This is a genomic window from Methanomethylovorans sp. (assembly GCF_041447285.1).
Classification (GTDB): Archaea; Halobacteriota; Methanosarcinia; order Methanosarcinales; family Methanosarcinaceae; genus Methanomethylovorans.
This window is the reverse complement of the sequence record NZ_JBGMEB010000010.1, coordinates 22,724-46,932: the sequence shown is the minus strand read 5'-3', so window position 1 is coordinate 46,932 and position 24,209 is coordinate 22,724. Positions and strand designations below refer to the sequence as shown.

The window sequence follows — 24,209 nt, the reverse complement described above, 5'->3', positions numbered from 1 at the left end:
TTCCCTTTAACAGGGAAAATGTATCATGCAGATAAATTATTTATCTTTTGGACATTCTCTTTGTTTTTATGGGGGAAGAAAAGTGGTGTGGTATCCCTGCTGAGGATATCTTTTCACTATTTGCCAGTGATCAGGATGGTCTGAGCAACGAAGAAGCCAGTATAAGGCTTGCCAGGGATGGATATAATGAAGTATCGGCCAGAAAAGAACACGGACCAGTTTATCGTTTTCTTAAACAGTTTGCAAGTCCTCTGATCTACCTGTTGCTGATAGCTGCGGTCATCACTCTTTTCCTTGAAAAATATGCAGATGCTGTTGTTATCGCATTAGTGGTGCTGGCAAATGCTATCATAGGATTTATACAGGAAGGTAAAGCACAGCATGCTCTGGAATCGCTTTCAAAGCTGCTGGTACCTGAAGCCAGGGTATTAAGGGATGGTGTCAGCATGGTGCTGCCAAGTAGGGAACTTGTGGTAGGAGATGTGGTGCTGCTGGAAGCCGGGGACAGGGTGCCTGCAGACCTGCGTCTGTTCTATGTGAAGAATCTGAGGGCAGATGAGTCTATCCTTACAGGAGAATCCGTACCTGTAGAAAAGAACACTGCCACCATTACCACCGGTTGTGTCTCTTTCGGAGACCAGAAGAACGTCTCTTTTGCCGGAACACTCATTTCCCAGGGTCAGGGACGAGGCATAATCGTTGCAACAGGTAATGACACACAGATAGGCAGGATATCCGAATTTATCAGGGAAAGCAAGGAAATCTCAACTCCCCTGCTGCGTAAGATGGCACGCCTGAGCGTTATCCTCTCTGTTGTGATAGTAGTCATTGCAGCACTTACATTTGCAATTGGTTTATTGCAGGGATACGATACTATTGAAGTCTTCATGGCATCGGTGAGCCTTGCGGTTGCTGCTATCCCCGAAGGATTGCCTGCTGTTATCACCATTTCCATGGCAATAGGTGTCAACAGGATGGCGGCAAGGAATACTATAATCCGCACGGTGCCTGCGGTAGAAACCCTCGGAAGTGCCACTGTGATCTGTACTGACAAGACCGGTACTCTCACCAGGAACCAGATGACGGTAACACAGGTGTATGCTGCAGGCAAGTTCTATACTGTAACCGGTGCAGGTTATTCTCCTGATGGCGATTTTTTACTGGATGGAGTCAAGACGGATCCGCTTGAAGATAAAGCTCTTGTGGAAACCCTAAGGGCAGGTGTACTCTGCAATGACGCTTCTTTCAAAGGAATGGATAGCATAGATGGTGATCCAACGGAAGGTGCATTGCTTGTATCTGGCCTTAAGGCTGGCAAGTTCTATTTACCCCGTAAGGATGTGGTCCCCTTTGAGCCGGAGCAAAGGTTCATGGCCACCTTGCATGAAAGAGAGGATGGCTCAAAGGTAATTTATGTAAAAGGCTCACCTGAAAAGCTCCTCCAAATGTGCATTTCACAGTTTGACGGACACAGCCTTGGCCCCATTGATCAGGAAGGCGTGATGATGGCCGCTGAACAGATGGCATCAGAGGCTTTGAGGGTACTTGCCATGGCATACAGGGAAGTTCCTGCGGATACAGAGAGCATTGAAGCAGAGGATATAGGGGATCTTGTATTCGTGGGGCTGCAGGGTATGATGGACCCTCCGAGAGATGAGGTGATGGAGTCCATAGCAAAATGCAAAACAGCCGGCATCAGGGTCATAATGATCACCGGGGACCACCTGAAAACTGCTTATGCTATTGCAAAGAAAATAGGGATCGAAACAGAAGGTGCTCTTTCAGGAAGTGATATGGAGACAATGTCAGATGAGCATCTTAGCGAAAGGCTAGATTCGGTTTCTGTGTTCGCACGCACCTCTCCCGAAGATAAGCTTAGAATAGTAAAGCTGCTTCAGAAGAAGGGGGAAGTGGTAGCTGTGACAGGAGATGGGATCAACGATGCTCCTGCTCTTAAAACAGCAGATATTGGCATAGCTATGGGCAAAACAGGTACAGAGGTTGCAAAAGAGGCTTCTGACATGGTGCTGGCAGACGACCACTTCTCATCCATTGTAGCGGCGATAGAGGAAGGAAGGGATGTTTACAGCAAGATACAGAAGATCATATTATGGACCCTGCCCACAAACGGCGGACAGGGTTTATCCATAGTGTTTGCAGTGCTGCTGGGAATGACATTACCTCTGGTACCCCTGCAGATCCTCTGGCTCAACACAGTAACAGCTATCGGACTTGGTGTACCCATCACTATGGAACCAAAGGAAAGAGGGATTTTAAGAAGGCCGCCAAGACCACCTAAGGAATCCATTCTTGTTCCTCTTATAAATAGAAGGATCGTATTCGTGTCACTGCTGATCGTTGCAGGAGCTTATCTTACTTTCTTCCTAAAACTAGGCAGAGATGGAAATCTAGATGCAGCGCGCACAGTTGCTTTGAATACAATAGTTTTCTTCCAGATCTTCTATCTGTTTAATTCCAAGTCCATGTATGATTACGTCTACCCAGACCTGATATCGAACAAGTTCATGCTGCTTGGTATTGGTATTGTGATATTGCTTCAGTTATTGATCAGTTATAATGCTACTCTAAATTCCATCTTTTCCACAGCTCCTCTTCTGGCCGTGGATTGGCTGATGATCATAGTGGTCTCCAGTACAGTGTTCTTCCTGATAGAGTTTGAAAAATACCTGTACAAGAGACACTAAATAAAATATCTGCTTAGAAGTAACCGACATAATTATATGTAATTTTATTTATAATTCAAATCGGCGAGATAATGACAGAGATCAATCAATCTATGGTATATTTCAAATGCGGCTCATGTGATTATGTCTTTGAGTCAGACCCGGACATCTTCGAAGTAACATGCCCACAGTGCGGAAGCGGGAACACTTATCGTATCTGAGCGGTTATGTATTAATAATTCCTAGCTTTATTGATACTCATTGCATGAAAGGCAAATTAATCACTTTAGAGGGTATCGATGGCTCAGGCAAGTCAACCATATGGCGGTTACTGCAGGACAACACCAGGTTTTCTCAGTGTGCCTTTACACGAGAACCTACTACAAGCTGGCTTGGGGATGCCGTAAATCGTGCCTTGCGCAGCGATACGGATCATATAGCGGAACTCATGCTCTTTCTGGCAGACCATGCTGATCATATTTCCAGGCTTGTTCGCCCTTCTCTTGAAAATGGTTCGCATGTTATATCAGACCGGTATTCTACAAGCAGGTGTGCTTATCAGGGGGCTACACTTCAGGGCCTTTTTGAAGACCCCCTGGACTGGGTGCGAACACTACACAAAGGCTGGACTATTGATCCGGACCTGATAGTTCTTTTTGACATTGATCCGGCTGTGGCTGTCAAACGTTGCGGGGATCGCGGAGAACAGTCAAAGTTCGAGAAGATTGAGTTCCTGAAAACAGTGCGCAATAACTATCTTCGTCTTGCAGCAGAAGATCGTAGAAGATTTGTGGTGATCAATGCTGAAAGGTCTTTAAATGAAGTTAAAGACGAAGTATTCGAAATTATTGCTAATGCATTAGAAGGCCGGGAATAGAGAAGTAAATAGTAAATAGTATCCACGGCCTTTTCTTATGCATCTGGTTTTGTGGGTTATAACTTGTTAGTATCCGCAAATTTTATGAGCGTTTCTCCCAGGTCCCTTATGTACTTGGGATTTAGGTTGAAACGGCCCCTTTTCTGACCAGCCCGCTCTTTTGCTATTTCTACATACTCATTTTCGTATTTCTCACTTGTAGCAAGACTTATAGTAAGGAACCAGCCGCCTCCCATTTTGATCTCTGCAAAGCCTTCTTCTATTGTGATCTCAGATTTAGCATCAGATTTAGTACCAGTATCTTTCTCTTCCAAACATGTCACCTTTATTCTCGTCAGTGTTGTGCCATAAATAGCGGTATTGAACCATTGTGCAATGAAGTTGCCACAAGGGCTCCTTTGATTCCTATACTCTCAAGCTTTTTGATATCTTGGACATCTTTTACACCGCCTCCAAGAAGCACGTCGTGTTTGGAGATGGAAACAATGTTACTTAAGAATTGTGAATCTACACCACTGGATGTACCTACCCTGTCCATATCAAGGATGATGATATTTTGTATGTCCAGAGCATTGAGCTCGCGTATGATCTCAGTAGGTTCACTAGGCATGAGAGGATCAGAAGTAAGTACTTTCCCATGCTTTTTATCAATACTTACATTTACTCTACCTGGCAGAAGTGCAGCAACTTCCCTTATGGTCTGCAAGGACGCGGTCTCAGTCCCAAGGATAATGGTATCCGCAAGAGCACTTGCTTCAATTACATTTTCTAGTGATGAGACACCAGGATCCAGCATCGTAGTGACTCGTGAAGAGATTTGCTTTATCGTCGCAAAATTGGTGTTATGGGGACCTTCTGCCTGCAGGGCATTGAGATCTGCAATATAGGCTTCCTTTGGTTTTACCTCCTCCAGGAGCTGTAGAGGTTCTGAGGTTGTACAGATGCGGCTTGTCAGGTGTACAGGACGGTAGTTCTTCCTGTTTCCACCTTGTGCATGCACCACATTCGAATTATATAAATCCAATACGAAAACGATACGAAACATATATTAACTGATAGGCGCTCTCATGCTATAAAATAGAGGTTATTACTATGAAATTACTGGTCAGCCCAATAAACGAAGAAGAGGCAATCGCTGCATACAAAGGTGGTGCTGACATAATTGATGTCAAGAACCCAAAAGAAGGCTCTCTGGGAGCGAACTTCCCCTGGGTCATCAGATCAGTGAAGGAAGCCATTGGTTCTAAAAAACCCATAAGTGCAACGATTGGTGATTTCAATTACAAACCCGGGACTGCATCTCTGGCAGCTCTGGGTGCTGCTGTTGCAGGTGCCCAATATGTAAAGGTCGGTCTTTATGATGTGCAGACTGAAGATCAGGCTCTGGAAATGCTAACAAATATCAACAAAGCTGTCAAGGATTTCGATCCTTCCAGAAAGGTTGTCGCATCCGGCTATTCTGATTACAAGCGCATTAACTCTATTTCTCCATTCCTGCTTCCGGCGATCGGTAAGAAAGCTGGCGTGGATGTTGTAATGGTCGATACTGGCATCAAGGACGGCCGCTCTACTTTTGAATTCATGTCCGAAGAGGAACTTGCGCAATTCACCGGGTCTATTCGTGAGTTAGGGATGGAATCTGCTCTTGCGGGAACTCTTAAGTTTGAAGACCTGCCTACTCTTAAGCGCATCCAGCCAGATATAATCGGTATCCGCGGTATGGTCTGCGGCGGCGACCGCACTGCCTGTATCCAGCAGGAGCTTGTAGAGAAACTGAAGAAGTTGATCTGAGCTACTCCAGCTTGGATCAGACATTTTTAACTTTTTTGTTGAATTTATTGAGATTCCAGTTTCTACAAAAGTACTATTCGTATATTTTTTATAACTTATAGTTCACTTTAAGTCCCGGATTTTCTGCTATAAATATTCAAAACTATTAAATATGTTTCTGGGATTATGTTTTCTATTAACTATTACCTTATGTTTTAAGAATGGTGAAAGAATGATCTTGGAATCAGCTAAAAAAGTACTTGTTACAGGTGGTGCTGGCTTTATTGGAAGTCATGTTGTAGACAGGCTTCTTGAAGATGGACATGATGTAGTGGTTTTTGATAACATGACTTCAGGCAAAATGGAGTTTATTGCACATCATATGAATAAACCGCATTTTAAGTTCATAAACGGGGACATGCTCCAACCTGATCAGATTATCAATGCATGTGATAATGTTGAGCTGGTATTTCACCTTGCAGCCAATCCTGATGTAAGGATTGGAGTTTCTAACACCAGAATGCATTTTGATCAAAATATTCTGGCCACATACAACCTTCTTGAAGCTATGAACAAGCAGGGAGTAAAGAATATCGCTTTTACCTCATCATCTACCATTTATGGGGAAGCGAATGAGATTCCAACTCCTGAAAATTATGGCCCACTTATGCCAATTTCCATGTATGGGGCATCTAAGCTTGCCTGCGAGGCGATGATAACAGCCTACTGCCATACTTTTGATATGAGATCCTGGATCTTCCGTTTTGCAAACATAATAGGTGACAGGGGCACACATGGCATTATTGTTGATTTTATCAATAAACTGAAAAAAGAGAACTCTCAATTGGAGATCCTTGGCGACGGCAGACAATCAAAATCTTATCTCCATGTGCGGGAATGTGTGGATGCCATGATGTTCGTTGTTAATAAAGGCGATGACCAGTCTAATATTTTCAATATCGGTTCAGAAGATACCATTTCTGCTACCCGTATAGGCGAAATAGTAGCTGAGCAGATGAAACTTGACCCGAAATTCGTGTATACAGGAGGCTCACAGGGATGGAAAGGTGACGTGCCTAAAATGATGCTTTCCATCGAGAAACTAAAAGAATTAGGCTGGAATCCTGAAATGGGTAGCGAGGAAAATGTAAGAGAAACTGTAAAAGCCCTTCTTTTAGAGATGCAATAGGAAAGTATTAGTAAAGCATTTAAATATTTATAGCACACATATAATCAAGATAATAATATGGCTATTAGTGTTAAGGTCACCAGTGATCACAAAATTCAACTTCCTGATGCTGTGATCAAAAAAATGAATCTGTCGATTAATGATGAGATTGTAATAGAAGTTGAAGATAACAAATTGGTTCTCACGAAAAAAGAAGTGAATCAGACTGATAGTTATAGTGGATCACCTAAGAAAGTCTGGAACAATGCAGATGCTGAAGAGTATTTGAAAGATGAAGGGAATTCTGGAGACAATAGCGGATATTGATTCAGAATAACTAAAAGGACAAAAATGTTCGAAGCATCTTTGCTTTAATCGTTCTTGCAGCTTGAATTGCAGCCAGAATAAGGATCACGTAGCATTGTGCAAATACCACATATACGCTGGGGGAGATTTTCAACTTCCTCTCTGCTCAAGTCTTGTGCAAGTGATCTTATAGCCATCTTAACATCATCTTCGAATTCTATTCTGTACCCTCTCTTCTTTGAAAGATATTGAGAAATTGCAGAAGGAGCCATATCTAGCAGACGGGCAGTTTCCTGTTGGGATACACCAATATTCACAAGCTCTTCAGCTATAGCTGCCCTTATTGCTGGCAGCACATCCCATACTATAGTTTGACAAGGTAATTTCATCGGAACATAATTTGCATTATTGGATTAAATCGTTGTGGCCAAGCTATTTCAGTATACTTAAAAAATATATAAATAAATTGCGAATTTGTTTGTCAGATTTACTTTGCATTCATTTTGCCTTATATTAGGATATTTATTTAAATGAAACTGAATTATAAAGAAACATTTATATTGGTTTGCAGTGATAGATATCAGATAATTATGCACATAGCGATACAAAGCGAATGTGAGGTTTACTTAAAGTATACCACCTTCCGGCTTTTAATGCGGGGGCTAAATATTTGACAATAGTTGCTGTAATTCCTGCTTATAATGAAGAAGTATATCTTAGGGATGTCATTAAGAAAACGCGATCGTATGTTGATGACATTATAGTTGTTGATGATGGTAGTGATGATGCTACATCATTCATTGCTACCAGCATGGACACAAAACTTGTTTCCCATCCAAAACCCCTTGGTAGAGCAGAGGCTTTAAAAAGTGGCTTTCAGGAAGCATATAAAGTAAAGCCAAAGATAATTGTAACTATCTATCCAAACGGCTGTCATAATCCCGACGATATTCCCAGACTTCTGGAGCCAATTTTCTGGTTACAATCCGATGTTGTTACCGGGGAGTTCAAAGGCCATGAATGTATGCCCGTTATCCTAATTGATAAAAATGGTAAAAAGCAACAGGCAGTGGTAGGGGAAACATGTGACTTTTCTGAAAGCCAATATGTAGGCTTCAGTGCCTTTTCATCCAATACTTTTGATTTTCTGAAATTTGATGGGACAAAAGTTCCGGTTGAGTTTTCTTTGCTTAAGGATGTGCAAGATGCAGGCCTTGACGTAAAAACTGTTGAAGTAGGCATGTTTAATAATGAGGCACATGCTGTTTTATACTCAAAGAAGATTGGCGTAGTTATTCCTGCATATAATGAAGAAAAACTCATCAAGATTACTGTTGATGGCATCCCTCCATACATTTCCAGGATCTATGTGATCAATGATTCAAGCACAGATTCCACCGCAAAGGTACTGGAATCAATAAAAGACTCTCGCTTGCATGTGATCACACACGAAGTGAATCAGGGAGTTGGAGCAGCCATTCTGCATGGATACAAAAGAGCTCTGAAAGAGAACATGGATATTATAGTGGTTATGGGTGGAGATAACCAAATGAACCCTGATCAGCTTCCGAAACTGCTCATGCCAGTTATTCAGGGTAAAGCTGATTATACCAAAGGCAATCGCCTCATGAGCAAAGAGTTTAGAGGTGGTATGAGCAAATGGCGTTTGTTTGGGAATTCGATTCTTTCCCTGATTAATAAGATCAGTAGCGGCTACTGGCATATTATGGACCCTCAAAACGGCTATACAGCTATTTCCCGAAGAGCCCTATCTGGGATTGATATAGATACTCTTTTTACTTACTACGGTTACTGTAACGATATGCTTGTGAAACTCAATACCTTTGGGTTCCGCACAATGGACATTACAATGCCAGCTCGTTATGGTCAGGAAAAGTCTTCTATCAAATATAGCAAATTCATGTTCCGTGTATCCAGGATGCTATTTAGGAAATTCCTATGGCGTTTGAAGATGAAGTATATGGTACTGGATTTCCATCCTTTAGTGTTCTTCTATGCCCTTGGAATGACACTTGTGCCTCTTGGTGTATTATTAGGGTTGTATATAGGCGTAACTAGACTGTTCTTAGGTTGGGCAGTTTCACCAAATTTTCTGATACTTGATGCTCTTCTCCTAATTACCGGAATACAGTTTACTCTGTTTGCAATGTTGTTTGATATGCAGGAGTCTGACAAAAGAATACAAAATGGAGAAATAGAGGCCCAAAATGGGAACTGGAACTAATTAATATGTTTTTAGACATAATAATTACAAATCCGATAAGTTACATGATACTGTAGAGATGATGACACTTAGAACATATCATTTCCATGCAATAGTAAAGCTTGCTCTATCTTCTGCCAGTGGTGATACCTGATGTTTTCTCTTGAGAAACTTGATTTTTCTCTTCCAAAATTTCGACAGATATGCGAATCAATATCCAGGAACTATCCAACTATAACGGTTTTAGACTATTTTGAAAAACGACACCCTGATAAATTTATAATAATGCGGCATGATATAGACCGATTTCCGGGAAATGCACTGAAAACTGCAAAGGTAGAGCATGAGCTTGGGATCAGGGCAACGTATTATTTCAGATCAAATAATGGGATATTCCACACTAAAATAATAAAGCAAATTGAAAAAATGGGTCATGAGATTGGATATCACTATGAGGTGTTAAGTGAAACCAACGGTGACCAGGAAAAGGCTATCGAACTTTTCCGTAGTAACCTGGAGAAATTGAGGAAGATTAGTACTGTCAAAACAATTTGCATGCATGGAAGACCCCTATCAAAGTTTGACAACCGTGATCTTTGGAAGGCCTATAATTATAAGGACTATGGTATAGTAGGAGAGGCTTACTTATCCGTAGGAGATGACCTTAACTATTTTTCAGATACCGGCAGGTGCTGGGGCATTAAGGACAATATGAGAGATTACATCCCAAGTAATGCACAGCAGATTGACCTCAATGATACAGATGGCCTGATAGGGCTTATAGAAAGCAAAAAACAAAATAATCTTTATATTCTTACGCATCCGGAAAGATGGTCATCAAATATTCTTTCGTGGAGTGCATACTATTCCATGGACCTTGGAGTCAATTTTGGTAAAAATATATTGATCCAATATGCCGGGAGAAAGAATCTCTTGCATGTAGACCGCAGTTTATCAATAACTGTAGACATTGAAGATTGGTACCATATTCCTTCGGTGTGTGGATCTGACTTTTCGGTCTATAAAGATGTAAAAGAATTCTTTGAAAATTGGGAAGGAAGATATGACTATTTGAGCGAGCCAACAAAAAGAGTTCTCGATATTCTTGATGAATTCCATATGACTGCCACGTTCTTCATTGTAGCGGATGTTGCAGAACATTATCCGGGTTTAATTGAATCTATTGCTGCAAGGGGACATGAAATCGCCTGTCATGGAGCTGACCATAGGTGCAGCATTAACCCAAATACAAAAAAACCGTTGTTGACAATAGAAGAGTTCGAGAAGAGTACGATGGAAGCAAAGGAAATACTAGAAAAGGCTTCCGGACAAAAAGTAATTGGTTTCCGTGCACCAAATGCAGCAGTGACGGGACAAATGCTCGATTCACTTCGAAAAATGGGCTTTGAGTATGACTCCTCAGTATCTGTGAATTCATTATATAATAAGACAGATTCTTCCTTGAATTGCGTTTCGACAATTCCTTATTTCCCGGCACCTGGAAGCTTGGAGCCTGCTAAGACCGGAGATCTTATAGAGTTCCCATGGTCCTACTACAATATTGGGATAAAAATACCCACATCAGGTGGACCAATGTTGAGGTTTTTGGGTGCTAACCTGATCTTAAAAGGAATCCGGCAAAGCCTTAACAGAGGACATACTATATTTTACTTCCATCCTATTGATATTTGCAAGGAAGAGTTTCCAAAAGTTGGTAAAGGTCGTCCCTTCTATTGGGTAATTAAAGGAGATATTGTTGAACAGAGGATTCGCTACATACTAAAGAACCTCGATGACGTGAAGACAGTCCCATTGAGAGATCTGGTAAACGATTTGAAATCAAAAGGTGATTCCAAATGTTAAATTTTCAGGATCTCGATTTTACAACAGAGAAGTTCCACCAGCTCTGCTCTGCATTAGCTGATAACTATACATCCATTACCATAGAGCAATACCTCAGTGCAAAAAATGATCTTCCAGAGCGTTTTGTCCTGATGCGCCACGATGTTGATGGGAAGGCAAAGCCTTCACTGAGGACCGCTCTCATTGAAAAGGAATATGGCATACATGCAACTTACTATTTCAGAGCAAAGAAAAACATCTATGTGCCTGAGATCATACAGCAAATCGAAGGAATGGGACATGAAATTGGATACCATTATGAAACTTTGAGTGATGCAAAGGGCGATTATGAAAAGGCAATAAAGATGTTTGAAGAGGAAGTAAAAAGGTTCAGAGGTATTTGCACCCTGAAAACAATCAGTATGCATGGAGCTTCTTTATCTAAATTTGATAATCGTGACCTGTGGAAAAAATATGATTTCAAGAATTTTGGGATAATCGGAGAAGCTTACTTATCACTTGGAGAGAACCTCAACTACTTTACTGATACTGGCAGAGGCTGGAATTCAAAATATAATCTGAGAGATTTCATTCCAGGCAAGAAACAAAAGTACTGTGTAGATACCACCGATGAACTCATTGAACTTGTAAAGAGTAAAAAATTGGATAATCTCTATATCACATTACATCCTGATCGATGGACATCAACTACTTTTAGATGGAGTTTATTCTGGTTGCAGGACCTCGCATTCAATTCAACAAAAAGAGCATTGAGGATGATGAGAAAATGAACCTGTTTGAAAAAATTCGCCTCAAATTAATTTTAAAACTTGGTTTCAAATATTATGATGAAGATAAATATTTGATACAGACCTGTCTGCATTCAATTGGAAAAAAAAATCCGAATGTTCTTGATGTTGGTTGCGGAACAGGACATCATGCATTCATGTTTGAAAAATATGGTGCCAATGTAATTGCCTTTGATTATGATGAAAGTAAAATAAAGGAAGCGAATGAGAATAAATCTAAACGCAATTCTAACGTGAAATTTTTAATAGCTGATGGTAACTATCCTGAAAAATATTTTACTGAAAAATATGATATTGTCTTCATGGCAGGTTTCTCTTTATTTGCGATCAATCTTAACAAAGATGTCATGAGAAAATATCTCTCAATGCTTAATGAAGATGGCAGGCTTGTCATGGTACATAATTCCAATCTTACAGGTCTTGTAAGAAAAACCGCTTGGAGAAACCATAAAAAAGAAGAGGTATATTCTTTCTTTGAAGATGCAGGTGGAAAAGTTGAAAAGTTCTATTTCTATGACAGGCATATTACTGTAAAGATATTACGCCGCTTTGCTATTAGCAACATGTCAACAAGACTGCATGTTCTAGTATCTAAAATAACTAAGCTGCCTTGTGCTTTGGTCTTTATCGCAAGTAACAAGAAACAGTGAATTTATATATTATAAGAGTAGATTATTTGTAATGGTGAAGACATGAGAATACTTTTTAATATTGGTCATCCAGCTCAAGTTCATTTCTTTAAAAACGCATTTCGTATCCTTGAAAAAAAAGGTCATGTTTGTAAGATGACAGCTGTTTCCAAAGAAGTGTCTTTGGTTTTATTGGATGCATATGGAATCCAGTACGATGTAGTTGGAAGTGCAAAACCATCCTTTTTTTCAAAAGGCACAGAACTATTGAAAATCGAACGTAAACTTCACAAGATTGCACGATCCTTCAAGCCTGATATTCTCGTTGGCGGAGTCGGCAATGCATATATTGCTCACCTTGGAAAAATGATTGGTAAGCCTTCTATTGTTTTTGATGATACGGAACATGCAAAGATAGAACATATGCTGATGGATCCTTTTGCAACTGTGATATGTACCCCCTCTTCTTTTACGAACGATCTTGGAAAGAAGCAGGTAAGGTACAATGGATACCACGAGCTTGCATATCTTCATCCGAATTACTTCAAGCCTAATCCAGCCGTCTTAAAAGATCTCGGACTAAATGAAGGAGATCCGTTCATAATATTGAGATTCGTTTCCTGGGATGCAGACCATGATTATGGTCATCATGGAATACAGAACAAAATCAAGCTGGCAACAGAGCTTGAGAAATATGGGAAAGTTTTCATTACTTCAGAAATTGGTCTTGTGCCTGAATTGGAGAAATACAAACTCAAGATTGCTCCGGAAAAATTGCATGATATGCTATATTATGCAACTATGTGTATAGGAGAAGGAGCTACAGTAGCAGTTGAAAGTGCACTGTTAGGCACTCCGGCGATATATATTTCTTCTTTAATAGGTACAATGGGTAATTTCATTGAACTTGAGCAGAAATATGGACTTATATTAAATTACAATGATTCTGCTCAAGCCTTAGACAAAGCAGTTGAACTTCTCCAATCTCCTGATCTTAAAAACAGTTGGATAAAGAAAAGAGATAAATTATTAGAAGACAAGATCGATGTTACTGCATTTATTGTGTGGTTTATAGAGAACTATCCCGACAGTTTTAAGAAGATAAAAGAGGATAAAGATATACCTTCTATGTTATAAATTTAAATTGCGCTGAAAATATTCGCACAGTTTCTGTGCTATTATTAAAAAACGGGTGTTAGCGGATGTTAGAAAGGAACTCTGAACTCTGGGACATATACACTAAAAAGGAAGAGTATTCTGCAAAGGAACTGGACAAACATAACAGATTTAGTTATGCTAACAGTAAGTACAAAGACATTTTTGAACCTGTGGTTTCAAAATATCTATTGTCAAACGGACCTGAAATAACATATCCAGATGACAGGAAATTTGCAGTATGTCTTACCCATGATATTGATGATATATATCCTCCTCTTCGACATATGCTTCTATCTTCATTGTATTGCTTAAAGCATCTGGATTTCAAAGGACTCAAATCTCAAACCCTCTGGACCGTCAATGGGAAAAAGCAATCCCCTTATCTAAATTTTAACCATATAATGGAGATAGAAAATAAATACGATGCAAAGTCCTCATTTTACTTTATAACTGCAAGAAAAGATCCGCTTCGCTTCCGATATGATATAGAGGACGTAGAAACAGAGTTAGGAGAGATCCTGGATAATGGATGCGAAGTCGGTTTGCATGGCGGATACTATGCTTATGACAATTTTGAGAGTATAAAGAGCGAAAAAGAAATATTGGAAAATATTTTAGGTAAAAAGATCATTGGTTATCGCAACCATTACCTGAGATTCAAAGTCCCTGATACATGGGAACTGTTGACAAAGGCCGGATTTAAGTACGATACATCTTTTGGATACCCAGATATGATCGGCTTTAGAAATGGTATGTGTCATCCATTTAAACCATATAATTTGAACAAAAATGAGACCATTGATATATTGGAAATTCCACTTGTGATCATGGACGGTACTTTATTTTCTTATGCAAAGTCCTTTGAAGATGCATTTAATACTGCTAAAAAATTAATAGATACAGTTGAAAAGCATAATGGTGTAATCACCATCCTGTGGCATAATAATACATTTAGCTGGCCAGCGATGAAATACTGGGAACTATTATATGAAAAAATACTGGCGTATTGTCACAACAAAAACGCATGGATTACCAGCGGTGAAGAAATCTATAATTGGTGGTTAAAAGAAGGAAAACTCTCAATTTGAGATCTTCAGGCATTCCCTTTTTAGCTACAATTTATTAATTGAAACTACATTAATATTAGGCAATCTTTGCGATTGCAATTTTAATTGCACATCCTATCAATTTTCAAAGCGTTTTTATGACCGCGAAATATAAGAATATGATGATATATTTCTAAGCGGATATTTTGCTTTTCATAATTGATGTTGAAGAAGAACAAAAGATCAAGCTTTGGAAATTAGTTCTCTTATCATAATAAATTATAAAGTCAGTAGTGGGTGCTCTCTTGAGTATAAGTAATAAAAAAGCTTTGTTTTTGCTACAATCATATAATAATTTTCAAAAAGAGTCTGTTAATAGTATATGCGGATATTTTAATGAATGCTCAGCATTAGTCCGTTCAAATCCAATTTCGGAGATATCTAAATATGTCCGTGTTCCCTTTCTGGCAACATTTAAACTGGATTACAAGATAGACCTGACAAATATCCCTTCAAATTTGAACGTACATGCAACTCCAATTCTTTATGCGCCGATCGATTCTCAATATAAGAAACTTGGAGATAAGCATTTTGATGCTGCAGATAAGTCAATTAAAGAGAATCATATTGAATTTGACATTGTCCACTCTCATTTTACCTGGTCATCCGGATATGCAGGAGCAAAAATAAAAGAAAAGTATGATGTTCCTTTTGTGGTAACAGGTCATGGATACGACATTTATGATCTACCTTTTAAAAGTGAAGAATGGAAAGAAAGAATAGAATATGTACTCAATACTGCTGACAGCATAATTACAGTCAGTAAAAGTAATCTGGCTTGTATCCAGAAACTGAATGTCAGAACTCCGGTTCACATTCTACCTAATGGTTATAGAAGTGATCAGTTTTACCAGATGGATATGGAAAAGTGCAGAACGAAATTAGGTTTGCCTCTCGATAAAAAGATAATAGTCGCCGTTGGAAACTTACTGAAAATCAAAGGTCACAGCTATTTGATCGAAGCTATGGCTGAAGTGGTCAAGCATAGATCAGACGCTGTGTGCTTCATTGTTGGCGGTGGAGCGCTGGAAAAGAAACTCAATGAGCAAGTCAGAAAAGCAGGCTTGCAGGACCATGTAACGCTTGTAGGTAGTAAACTTCATGGTGAGATTCCCCTTTGGATGAATGCTTGTGACATCTTTGTGCTTCCCAGTTTGAACGAGGGCAATCCAACCGTTATGTTTGAGTGCCTGGGATGTGGAAAACCATTTGTGGGGACCAGAGTTGGCGGAGTTCCCGAGGTCATTGTCTCGGAAGACTATGGATTACTAAGCGATCCGGCAAATTCAATGGAATTAGCAGAAAATATTTTATCGGCTTTGGACAAAAGATGGGATGAAACTAAAATCAAAGATTATTCTGCTCAGTTTACCTGGGCTGAGATCGCAAAGAACATTGCGAAAATATATGAAAAACTCTTTTAATTAAATGATGGGGGAGTGTTCAGATTTGAGCACTCATATTTTTGATGAAAAGCTTGATTCTAAGCAGTGATAGAACAACATTTCCTTGAGAACAAACTTGCTCAGAATATGCATCCTATTACCACAATTATGATATTTCGATAACCTCATATTCCAAAGGATCACTATATTATAAACAAATAAATGTTCAGATTGCGCTTTATTCAAACTATAATACGGGAAATCTGGAATGGTAGATGTGAACTATAAACTGACGTTCTTATTGTTTTTACTAATAGTACTTTTAATTGGAATTCCTATGGCTGCAGCAAGACCCACATATTTGGCAGCTTTCAAAGAGAATTACAATACAGATGGCACAAAACTTGACACGTGCAATACCTGTCATACTTCAGGAGGGGGATCTCCAAGAAACCCTTATGGACTTGAATATTCTACAGGTGGAAGGGATTTTGCCTCAATTGAGGCTCTAGATTCAGATAACGATGGCATTACGAATATAGACGAGATCAATGCTCTGACATTTCCGGGAGACTCAAAAGACTTCCCGCAAACTACATCTGAAATAACCACTAATGAAACTCAGCAACTACTGAATGCTGAAGTTTCAGTTGGTAATGCAACTTCAGAAATAGCAAGTACTGAATCAATAAACAATACAACCCAAGCACAGAAGGTTTCTGGATTTGAAGCACTTCTTGCAGCTATAGGATTTTTATCCATTGTAGGTCTTCATAAGAAAATTAGATGAAATCAATGGAACAGACAAGTCAGTACAAATACAGCTAAGGGACCGATTATAAGTTAATGATAAAGTCCGGAGGTTCTTTTTACTACAAAGGAAAGAGCTGCATTATAGGTGCTATCATTCTATTAAATGGATTGCATCATCTAGTGGCGACTTCTCACATATTGAGTAAAATAGGGGACCATTTAGAAGTTAATGGAATGCAAGTTGCTGTTACGAGTATCCTAAAAGATTTAGATCTGGCTCTGGTAGAACTTCCTTCAGTATGCGAAGTTGAATTAACCAATCTTGGAAACGCAGCTGTGTTGGAAGATGCTATTCTTTTCAATGAGATACATTCTATCAGATGCAGAGTACTTAGTGCTGGAGCATCACTTATATATTTGAGCTTTCCTTGCTCTGATATGCCACAACCAGGAGATAGTGGTTCTCCCATCCTGCAGAAGGGAAAGGTGATTGGTTTTATTTCCTCGGCACTACTAACTGATTGTATGGGAGTTGCAATCTCAGCTAATGTTCTTCTCAATATGAGAGGATTTGGAAGATGATTGATAAACCTCACTCAACCTCTGCCAGGATCACAACATGGTTTTTCCCATATTTCTTTGCACATTTTGGACATGTTGTGTACCACATGAACCATTTCTTGATCTCAAGCCCCTGTTTTTTTGTATATTCCTTAAAATCATCACTCCATTTATTCGTATCCTTGAAAGGGCCCTCATAGACCTTGCTCAGGAATTTTCCGCTAAGAGTAGTGTTTTCAGCATATTGGATCTCTTTATCTACAGCCAGATAAACGTCCATATTCCATTTTGAAGTATGATCGGAAAGGCAAAGCCAATCAGGTATATTTGCCCCCGCGTTTCGTACTTTTTCATCAAGCCTTTTCATCACTTTGCCAAAGTTAATGGGCATATAGAAAAGTGTGAAGACATTATCCTTTACGAATCTCTTATTCTCCCATTCTATGATCTTTCCATCCCACGGTTCCGGGTCAAATCTCGGGCAGCATTCTTCATCCATACAAACAACTCTATAACTAATAGAAGGAGTGCCGTATAAATAGTTTACTAAGTGGTTACGACTTTGGATCACTGTACTCATTGAATAAAAAGTACTATCCAAAACTAAAAAAGTAACAGGAAAGTAATAGCCTTACAAAAACCCTTACAAAAAGACCTTGTTGAGGAAATACTGGTGTACTCTGCTGTCCAAAGTAAGTTCAGGGTGGAATGCCAAAGCGAATAGGTTTCCCTGTTCTGCTGCCACTATCATATTATCAATGGTTCCAAGCACTTTCACATCCTTTCCGGCATGTGTGATAGCAGGGGCCCTTATGAAAACGGCATTATAAGGAGCTTCAAGAAATGTCAGCTCAAGCTCGGTCTCGAATGATTCACGTTGCCTACCGAATGCGTTCCTGTTGACCTGAGTGTCCATCAGGCCAAGCAGATGCTGATGGGTTTTCCTTACCTGTTCATCGCCTTCTTTTGCAAGCAAAATAAGACCTGCACATGTACCCATTATCGGCATACCTGCTGCATGCATTGCCCGTATTTCATCAGCAATGCCTTCCCTAAGTAGTAGTCTGCCAAGTGTGGTACTTTCCCCACCTGGCAGCACAAGAGCATTACATGTGGGAACCAGACCCTTATGCTTTATGGTTATGACCTCTGCCTGTTGTCCCCTTTCAGAAATAGCACGCTCAAGAGCCTCAACATGCTCAGAAACATTGCCCTGAATTGCAATAACACCTATACGCACTTAATACACCTTGAAAAAAGAAAGAGGATTTACCATCCTCTGGTTTGTAAAGCCTGCTCCGGAGGAATGGTATCTGTGCTGATACCTTTCATTCCTGCACCAATACCCTTGGATATCTCTGCAAGCTTCTCTGGCTTATCATAATTGTTGACTGCTTCAACTATGGCCTTTGCCATAAGTTCAGGATTCTCTGCCTTAAAGATACCAGAACCTACAAACACACCATCAGCACCCAGTCTCATCATAAGGGCTGCATCTGCTGGTGTTGCCACGCCGCCTGCTGCAAAGTTAACAACAGGTAACCTCTGAAGCTGTGCAGTTTCGATGACAAGTTCAATAGGAGCTTCTATCTCGCGGGCTGTGAACATCAGTTCTTCCTTAGTCTTGCCTGCAAGAGCCCTTATTTCTCCGGTGATCTGTTTCATGTGACGAACTGCTTCCCTGACGTCTCCGGTTCCTGCCTCACCTTTGGTACGTATCATTGCCGCACCTTCATTGATCCTGCGCAGTGCCTCTCCCAAGTTACGGGCTCCGCACACGAAAGGAACAGTAAACTGTGTTTTATCGATGTGGAACTTCTCATCTGCAGGTGTAAGTACCTCAGATTCATCCACCATATCAACACCAAGGGCCTGCAGAATTTCAGCTTCCACAAAGTGACCGATACGTGCCTTTGCCATTACTGGAATGGTAACACATTCGATGATCTCCGTTATTATCTGGGGATCTGCCATTCTTGCAACACCCCCGGCTTTTCTTATATCAGCAGGTACTGCCTGAAGGGCCATAACCGCAACTGCTCCGGCATCTTCTGCTATCTTTGCCTGCTCGGGATTTGTCACATCCATTATGACACCTCCTTTTTGCATGCTGGCAAAACCGCGCTTTATAAGTTCAGTACCATGTCTTAGTTTCTCAAGTTCCATAATTATCATCCTGTAATTCTATCTTGGACATCCTACACGTTCACGTATTAATAAATGTTCCTAATTGCAGGTCATGCTTATAAGCATTACTTATTCTACTCTTCCTCAGGCTCAATACGCGCCACACCCACCACTTTGTCATCCTGGCGCACATCCATGATCTTGACACCCTGGGTATTCCTGCCCTGTACCCTGATATCTTTGACCGGGATACGGATAATTATACCGTCGGAACTGGTAAGCATTACTTCATCTTCCTCACGCACAGCCTTCACATTTACCACAGGACCATTACGCAAGCTTGTTACTATGGTGATGACACCCATACCTCCACGATGCATTGTCCGGTATTCTCCAAATTCAGTACGTTTACCGAATCCATTCTCAGTAATTGTCAATAGAGTAGAGCTCTCATCCACAACATCCAGGCTTACAACTTTGTCTCCCTGCTCAAGCTTAATGCCACGCACACCCTGCGCACTTCTGCCCATGGGTCTAACATCAGCTTCAGAGAACCTAATAGCTTTCCCGTGCCTTGATACCAACACCATGTCTTTCGACCCATCGGTCTGTGCAACGTTTACAAGCTCGTCATCTTCCATCAGGGTGACTGCAATGATTCCACCCTTACGCGGGTTGCTGAAATCCGAAAGAGATGACTTTTTAACAGTTCCCGAGCGTGTGGCCATGAAGAGGAACTTATCATCTGAGAACTCTGTGACTGGAATCATAGCAGTAACATATTCTCCTTCTCCCAGTTCCAGCAGATTGACTATGGCTTTACCTTTAGACTGCCTGCTTCCCTCAGGAATCTCATAGACCTTCTTCCAGTATAGTCTTCCCTTATTAGTGAAGAATAGGATATAGTCATGACTGGAAGCAACGAAGATATTCTCTACGAAATCTTCTTCCTTTGTTTCCATACCAATAACACCTTTCCCTCCCCGACGCTGCTGGGAATATGTGCTTACAGGCAGACGTTTAACGTACCCACTGTTAGTAAAAGTGACTATTACATCTTCCTGCGGTATGAGGTCTTCAAGGTCAAGTTCCACATGTGAAGCCATGATCTGTGTTCTACGCTCGTTATTATACTTCTGTTTAAGTTCGACAAGCTCTGATTTTATAATGCCGTATTTCTTCTCATCACTTTGCAGAATGGACATATACTCGGCAATGAGCCTCATAAGCTCTGCGTACTCATCTTCCACTTTCTGTCTTTCAAGACCAGTGAGCTTCTGCAGGCGCATGTCAAGAATAGCCTTTGCCTGTATCTCATCAAGGCCAAAGTTTGAGATCAGACCGGACCTTGCTTCCTCTACAGTTCTAGAAGCACGGATCAGAGAAATAACGGCATCAAGATGGTCAAGAGCTATCTTCAGACCACGGAGTATGTGTGCACGTTCCTCAGCTTTCCTTAGCTGGAACTGCGTACGTTTCTGGATGACATCCATCCTGTGTTCCAGGTATATCTGCAAGATACGCTTAAGATTAAGTTCCAAAGGCACATTATCCACTAGTGCCAGATTAATGATACCGAAGGTAGTCTGCATCTGGGTGTGCTTGTACAACTGGTTCAGCACAACATTCGGATCATTTCCCCTAGTAATTTCTATCACTACCCGGATACCATCACGGTCAGACTCATCCCTCAGATCGGATATACCAACGATCTTTTTCTCCCTGACAAGTAATGCAATATCTTCAATAAGCTTGGACTTGTTCACCTGATATGGTATCTCGCTTACAATGATAGCGTTCTTGTCCTTTCTTATTTCCTCTATGGTAGCCACAGCCCTCAGCTGTATTCTGCCTCTGCCAGTCTCGTAGGCTTCCCTTATGCCCTGCATGCCCAGAATAGTTCCACCAGTTGGAAAATCCGGACCCTTGAGCACTGACATAAGGTCATGTATGCTGGAAGAAGGATTATCGATAAGCATGAGAGTTGCGTCCACTACTTCTCCAAGATTATGAGGAGCCATGTTAGTGGCCATACCTACTGCAATACCAGTAGAACCATTGATCAGCAAGTTTGGCAATTTTGCTGGCAGTACAGTAGGCTCTTCCAAGGAACCATCATAGTTAGGGTTCATCAGGACCGTTTCTTTATCCAGGTCCTGGAGCATTTCATCAGAGATCTTTCCCATGCGTGCCTCAGTGTAACGCATGGCAGCAGCAGAGTCACCATCAATAGAACCGAAGTTACCCTGACCATCTATCAAAGGATAACGCAGGGAGAACTCCTGCACCATCCTTACAAGACTTTCATAAACAGCAGAATCACCGTGAGGATGATATTTACCCAGCACGTCTCCCACTACACGGGCCGATTTCTTATAGGACTTGTCGTGGGTTATCCCTGCTTCATACATAGCGTAAAGTATCCTCCTGTGCACAGGTTTCAAACCGTCCCTTGCATCAGGAAGAGCACGTCCTACAATTACACTCATGGCATAATCGATGTAGGAGTTCTTCATTTCGTCCTCTATAAGGACAGGGACTACCTTCTCACCGGTCTCTGTGGGCTGGATACCCAGAGGATTTTCATCCATTCCATTATTTTCTTTATTATCATCTGCCATCTACCACACCTCAGATATCCAGGTTAGTGACCTGTTTGGCATTTTTCATAATGAAGTTCTTACGAGGTTCTACCTCATCACCCATTAGTACAGAGAACATTTCATCAGCAGCAACTGCATCCTCCAAAGTGACCTGCAGTATGGTCCTGGTTTCGGGATTCATTGTAGTTTCCCACAACTGCCCGGGATTCATTTCTCCAAGACCCTTGTAACGCTGGATATTGACGCCTTTATCTCCTGTTTCCTTAAGTTTGGCATTGAGTTCCCTGTCAGAATAAACATAGTGTTCTGCCTGACCTTTTTTGATACGATAGAGAGGAGGTTGGGCTATGTAGACATATCCTTCATCGATCAGCGGACGCATATATCTGAAGAACAACGTAAGTATAAGAGTTCTTATATGAGCACCGTCCACATCAGCATCAGTCATAATAATGACTCTGTGATACCGAGCCCTGCTTATATCGTAATCATCCCCTATTCCGGTTCCCATGGCAGTTATAAGGGACAAAACCTCATTGTTCTTGAGTATCTTGGAGAGCCTTGATTTTTCCACGTTAAGGATCTTACCACGGAACGGCAATATTGCCTGGAAACGCCGGTCACGACCCTGCTTGGCAGAGCCTCCTGCAGAATCTCCCTCCACTAGATACAATTCACATTGTGATGGGTCTTTTTCAGAACAGTCTGCAAGTTTACCTGGAAGGGTGCTTATATCAAGAGCATTCTTACGTCGGGTAAGTTCCCTCGCCTTTTTAGCTGCCTCCCTTGCACGCTGGGCATCCAGTGCTTTCTGGAGGATCACATTTGCAATCTTTGGATTTTCCTCCATGAACTCAGCAAGCCCTTCAGAGACCATAGATTCAACAATACCTTTAACATCACTGTTTCCAAGCTTGGTCTTGGTCTGGCCTTCAAACTGAGGATCAGTAAGTTTAACATTGATGATCGCTGTCAAACCTTCCCTGATATCCTCACCAGAGAGCTTATCTTCGCCTTTGGCAAGATTGTTCTTCTTGATGTAATCATTGGCAACCCTCGTAAGCGCTGCCTTGAAGCCCACAAGATGAGTACCGCCTTCATGCGTGTTTATGTTATTCGCAAAGGAATACACTGACTCATTATAACTGTCAGTGTACTGCATAGAGATCTCTACAATAGTTCCTTCTTTTTCCCTTTCGAAGTATATAACGTCCTTATGGAGCACATTGCGCTTCTGGTTGAGGTGTTCGACAAAGGAAATGATGCCTCCTTCGTACTGGAACACATCTTTTTCTTCTTCATGCGCTCTTTTGTCAGCTATAGTGATCTTGACCCCTTTATTGAGGAATGCAAGTTCCCTCAAACGGCTTATGAGAGTCTCATAATTGAAAACAATGGTCTCCAATATCGATGCATCAGGCTTGAAAGTTACTGTTGTACCAGAACCTTCTGTTTGTCCAACTACCTGCACAGTACCAGTTGGTATACCTCTTTCATAACGTTGATAATACAGATTTCCGTCACGTTTTACATAGACATCCGTCCATTCTGATAAGGCGTTTACCACTGAAACACCCACACCGTGCAGACCACCGGAAACCTTGTACGAACTTTTATCGAACTTACCACCGGCATGCAGTATAGTCATTACTACTTCAAGAGCGGACTTATTGTACTTGGGGTGGTTGTCTACAGGTATACCTCTTCCATTGTCCTGTACTGTTACAGAACCGTCTGTGTTGATAGTAACATCAATCTGAGAACAGAACCCTGCAAGTGCTTCATCGATACTGTTATCCACTACTTCATATACAAGATGGTGCAAACCCCTGCTGTCAACACTACCTATATACATGCTAGGACGTTTGCGCACAGCTTCCAGGCCCTCAAGCACCTGGATATGCGTGGCATCATAAACATCTTTCTCGCCCATATGTTAATCTCCATGAATCTGATGAATAAACAACTTGAACTGTATTGAAAACCTCATGGTCTTAAATATTCAGAAATGAAAGTAGAATTGCTGTTGTATATCTACTGATACATTTTTCTTAAATTTTGCGCTGCACTTAGTATAGCATTCATTATTCATAAAGGTTTATATAATAAAATAGATGGAATGATAGAATGTGCGATAACATGTACTATCTTTTGTTATATTTTATTGTTCGGTAATAATAAACAAAATATAGAATCTATTCTAAGGA

23 protein-coding genes are annotated in these 24,209 nt (G+C 40.8%); 15 read left to right on the top strand and 8 right to left on the bottom strand.

Annotated elements, in window-relative coordinates:
- Positions 1-68 precede the first annotated feature (68 nt).
- The 3 genes from ACC612_RS07125 (at position 69) to tmk (ending at position 3,561) form a co-directional block, all read left to right on the top strand.
- The gene (locus tag ACC612_RS07125) at positions 69-2,705 is read left to right on the top strand and encodes a cation-translocating P-type ATPase (RefSeq protein ID WP_371853808.1); all 2,637 of its coding nucleotides are present in this window, start codon (positions 69-71) and stop codon (positions 2,703-2,705) included.
- 71 nt (positions 2,706-2,776) lie between these two features.
- Entirely contained in the window at positions 2,777-2,905 is a 129-nt protein-coding gene (locus ACC612_RS07120; protein WP_371853807.1) for a hypothetical protein, read from the top strand.
- A gap of 44 nt (positions 2,906-2,949) precedes the next feature.
- The gene (gene tmk, locus ACC612_RS07115; protein ID WP_371853806.1) at positions 2,950-3,561 is read left to right on the top strand and encodes a dTMP kinase; all 612 of its coding nucleotides are present in this window, start codon (positions 2,950-2,952) and stop codon (positions 3,559-3,561) included.
- A gap of 56 nt (positions 3,562-3,617) precedes the next feature.
- On the opposite strand, the gene ACC612_RS07110 is transcribed toward tmk, so the two are convergent.
- Together ACC612_RS07110 and ACC612_RS07105 are read right to left on the bottom strand one after the other, a co-directional pair.
- Complete coding sequence (locus tag ACC612_RS07110) at positions 3,618-3,875, bottom strand: hypothetical protein (RefSeq protein ID WP_371853805.1); 258 nt, start codon at positions 3,873-3,875, stop codon at positions 3,618-3,620.
- A gap of 20 nt (positions 3,876-3,895) precedes the next feature.
- Positions 3,896-4,606: a HisA/HisF-related TIM barrel protein gene (locus ACC612_RS07105; RefSeq protein WP_371853804.1), complete on the bottom strand. Its 711-nt coding sequence runs from the start codon at positions 4,604-4,606 to the stop codon at positions 3,896-3,898.
- A gap of 47 nt (positions 4,607-4,653) precedes the next feature.
- Between ACC612_RS07105 and ACC612_RS07100 the strand changes: the two genes are divergently transcribed.
- From ACC612_RS07100 to ACC612_RS07090, 3 genes are all read left to right on the top strand, one after another.
- The gene (locus ACC612_RS07100) at positions 4,654-5,352 is read left to right on the top strand and encodes a (5-formylfuran-3-yl)methyl phosphate synthase (protein ID WP_371853803.1); all 699 of its coding nucleotides are present in this window, start codon (positions 4,654-4,656) and stop codon (positions 5,350-5,352) included.
- Between the two features lie 211 nt (positions 5,353-5,563).
- Entirely contained in the window at positions 5,564-6,520 is a 957-nt protein-coding gene (locus ACC612_RS07095; RefSeq protein ID WP_371853802.1) for an NAD-dependent epimerase/dehydratase family protein, read from the top strand.
- Positions 6,521-6,577: 57 nt separating this feature from the next.
- Positions 6,578-6,826, top strand: coding sequence for an AbrB/MazE/SpoVT family DNA-binding domain-containing protein (locus ACC612_RS07090; protein WP_371853801.1), 249 nt, complete (start codon positions 6,578-6,580; stop codon positions 6,824-6,826).
- A gap of 44 nt (positions 6,827-6,870) precedes the next feature.
- Here ACC612_RS07090 and ACC612_RS07085 read toward each other — a convergent pair whose 3' ends face one another.
- A complete protein-coding gene (locus tag ACC612_RS07085) occupies positions 6,871-7,194 on the bottom strand; it encodes a transcriptional regulator (RefSeq protein ID WP_371853800.1) in 324 nt (107 codons plus the stop codon).
- 281 nt (positions 7,195-7,475) lie between these two features.
- Between ACC612_RS07085 and ACC612_RS07080 the strand changes: the two genes are divergently transcribed.
- The 9 genes from ACC612_RS07080 (at position 7,476) to ACC612_RS07040 (ending at position 17,293) form a co-directional block, all read left to right on the top strand.
- Positions 7,476-9,050: a glycosyltransferase family 2 protein gene (locus ACC612_RS07080; protein WP_371853799.1), complete on the top strand. Its 1,575-nt coding sequence runs from the start codon at positions 7,476-7,478 to the stop codon at positions 9,048-9,050.
- A gap of 132 nt (positions 9,051-9,182) precedes the next feature.
- Entirely contained in the window at positions 9,183-10,892 is a 1,710-nt protein-coding gene (locus ACC612_RS07075) for a polysaccharide deacetylase family protein (RefSeq protein WP_371853798.1), read from the top strand.
- Entirely contained in the window at positions 10,886-11,662 is a 777-nt protein-coding gene (locus ACC612_RS07070) for a hypothetical protein (protein ID WP_371853797.1), read from the top strand. The genes ACC612_RS07075 and ACC612_RS07070 overlap by 7 nt, the downstream gene beginning before the upstream one ends.
- A complete protein-coding gene (locus ACC612_RS07065; protein WP_371853796.1) occupies positions 11,659-12,330 on the top strand; it encodes a methyltransferase domain-containing protein in 672 nt (223 codons plus the stop codon). Before ACC612_RS07070 ends, ACC612_RS07065 begins: the two co-directional genes overlap by 4 nt.
- A 42-nt stretch (positions 12,331-12,372) precedes the next feature.
- Positions 12,373-13,446, top strand: a complete 1,074-nt coding sequence (locus tag ACC612_RS07060) for a DUF354 domain-containing protein (RefSeq protein ID WP_371853795.1) — start codon at positions 12,373-12,375, stop codon at positions 13,444-13,446.
- 65 nt (positions 13,447-13,511) lie between these two features.
- Positions 13,512-14,555, top strand: coding sequence for a polysaccharide deacetylase family protein (locus ACC612_RS07055; protein ID WP_371853794.1), 1,044 nt, complete (start codon positions 13,512-13,514; stop codon positions 14,553-14,555).
- Between the two features lie 263 nt (positions 14,556-14,818).
- Positions 14,819-15,997 (top strand): glycosyltransferase, encoded by a 1,179-nt coding sequence (locus ACC612_RS07050; protein WP_371853793.1) that lies wholly within the window; start codon positions 14,819-14,821, stop codon positions 15,995-15,997.
- A 229-nt stretch (positions 15,998-16,226) separates the two neighbouring features.
- On the top strand, positions 16,227-16,748 hold the full coding sequence (locus ACC612_RS07045) for a hypothetical protein (RefSeq protein WP_371853792.1): 522 nt from the start codon (positions 16,227-16,229) through the stop codon (positions 16,746-16,748).
- 56 nt (positions 16,749-16,804) lie between these two features.
- Positions 16,805-17,293 carry a serine protease gene (locus ACC612_RS07040; RefSeq protein ID WP_371853791.1) on the top strand — a complete coding sequence of 163 codons (489 nt, stop codon included), beginning with the start codon at positions 16,805-16,807 and terminating at the stop codon, positions 17,291-17,293.
- Between the two features lie 10 nt (positions 17,294-17,303).
- Here the strand turns inward: ACC612_RS07040 and ACC612_RS07035 are convergent, their stop codons facing one another.
- The 5 genes from ACC612_RS07035 to gyrB all read right to left on the bottom strand — a co-directional run bounded on the left by ACC612_RS07035 (position 17,304) and on the right by gyrB (position 23,935).
- Positions 17,304-17,771 carry a hydrolase gene (locus ACC612_RS07035; protein WP_371853790.1) on the bottom strand — a complete coding sequence of 156 codons (468 nt, stop codon included), beginning with the start codon at positions 17,769-17,771 and terminating at the stop codon, positions 17,304-17,306.
- Between the two features lie 144 nt (positions 17,772-17,915).
- Positions 17,916-18,512 carry a pyridoxal 5'-phosphate synthase glutaminase subunit PdxT gene (gene pdxT, locus ACC612_RS07030; protein WP_371853788.1) on the bottom strand — a complete coding sequence of 199 codons (597 nt, stop codon included), beginning with the start codon at positions 18,510-18,512 and terminating at the stop codon, positions 17,916-17,918.
- 29 nt (positions 18,513-18,541) lie between these two features.
- Positions 18,542-19,438 (bottom strand): pyridoxal 5'-phosphate synthase lyase subunit PdxS, encoded by an 897-nt coding sequence (gene pdxS, locus ACC612_RS07025; protein WP_371853786.1) that lies wholly within the window; start codon positions 19,436-19,438, stop codon positions 18,542-18,544.
- A gap of 95 nt (positions 19,439-19,533) precedes the next feature.
- Positions 19,534-22,020: a DNA gyrase subunit A gene (gyrA, locus tag ACC612_RS07020; RefSeq protein ID WP_371853785.1), complete on the bottom strand. Its 2,487-nt coding sequence runs from the start codon at positions 22,018-22,020 to the stop codon at positions 19,534-19,536.
- Positions 22,021-22,030: 10 nt separating this feature from the next.
- Positions 22,031-23,935, bottom strand: coding sequence for a DNA topoisomerase (ATP-hydrolyzing) subunit B (gyrB, locus tag ACC612_RS07015; protein ID WP_371853784.1), 1,905 nt, complete (start codon positions 23,933-23,935; stop codon positions 22,031-22,033).
- Positions 23,936-24,209: the final 274 nt, after the last annotated feature.